The following is a 1,270-nucleotide window of genomic DNA, read 5'->3' as shown; positions in this document are numbered from 1 at the left end:
ACTATTAGCTGGTTTAGTTTAAGTGAAAAGATTCACAAAGTTGGTACATTTAAGAAGATTAAAATTTTGAGTGCAAATATTTACAAAAAAGCCTTACTTCCTTCCCAAAGTAAGGCTTGCCTAATTAAACTATCCTCCCTGTTACTTCAATAGAGTTCAACATAAAGAAACGATAATCCTTCTTGGATTATCGCTCCCTTTAGTAGAGTAAGAAAAAACGATTCTTCTATATTGAAGAATCGCGCCATTAAGTTTCTATTTATTTTCAAACTAGCCCACTATTCCAAGAGATTATACCAAGAAACGGGCGTATAGTATGATCAAGGTGTAAACAGTTTCCAATGCCCTTCGGATAAAACTTCTACCGCTCCTTCGATTACTTTGATTGCGGTTTGATCGTCAATCGCATACGCAGTTCCCTGCATCCCGGCTGCCCATCTCTCTGCGGCAGCCATGGTGTTTCCCGGGAGCATCTCGTGATCCAGGTGCGGAAAGATTGAAAAATCAACCAGTCTCAGTGTTTCATCACCACCGCCTGGTGGAGTCCAGCCAACGAAATATTCCCCTATGTTAGGTGCCAACACCATGCTCCCAGCACTCATTCCCACATAGACTGAGTTCAGTGATGGTAAAAGGTCTGCCAGCCCGGATTGACGCATCCAGTGGCACAGGTAAAGGGCGTCGCCGCCTGACACCAGCAGTACATCTGTCTCCTGAACCAGTGGTATCCAGCGGTTTTCGTCGATGCTTGGAAGCGCTGTGAGCTCCAACACGCCGACGGATTTCCAACCGAGGTCGACCATGGGATTCTCTTCTTTCCCACTGATGAACTGCCAGGCTTTAACGCCAGGGCCAACCCAAGGGTGTCCATACATCGCAGTGGGGATGCACAGGGCGTTGGAGTCAGCAATCGGCTTGCCCAGCATGTCAACCAGCGCGTCGTGTATGCTTTTGTTATTGATGCCTCCAGATGTAAGCAGAAATTTCATAACTTCACTCCTTGTCTTTGTTTGGTACTGTCAAGTCTGTTCTTACTTCTAAGATAGCAACCCTAGCTTTATGAATGATTAGAACACTTCAATTGAATTATTGTTAATCCGATGTTCAGCTTATTTGTCTATTCGAATACCTGGTGAAGCTCAATCTGTCCTATACTTTACAATTCTACAAAACTTATATAAATCCTTGTTCAACTATTCTGCCTGTTAGCTTAAGTACAGTTCTTCACAATTTCCACTTTTCTATAAAGAGTTATTCCATTAAATGGCCC

Annotated in this window: 1 protein-coding gene; it reads right to left on the bottom strand. The window is 43.5% G+C overall.

Translation table 11 applies throughout. The features are described 5' to 3' along the window. Positions 1-320 precede the first annotated feature (320 nt). Positions 321-989, bottom strand: coding sequence for a Type 1 glutamine amidotransferase-like domain-containing protein (locus V7149_RS20945; RefSeq protein WP_335347530.1), 669 nt, complete (start codon positions 987-989; stop codon positions 321-323). Positions 990-1,270: the final 281 nt, after the last annotated feature.

The organism is Bacillus sp. JJ1503 (assembly GCF_036965125.1).
GTDB lineage: Bacteria > Bacillota > Bacilli > Bacillales > Cytobacillaceae > Cytobacillus.
The sequence above is the reverse complement of the archived record's forward strand: the minus strand, read 5'-3'. Positions and strand labels throughout refer to the sequence as shown.

Bases quoted from the DNA above. Each gene is read 5' to 3' on its own strand.
- V7149_RS20945 (WP_335347530.1), bottom strand. From the start codon at position 989: ATGAAATTTCTGCTTACATCTGGAGGCATCAATAACAAAAGCATACAC.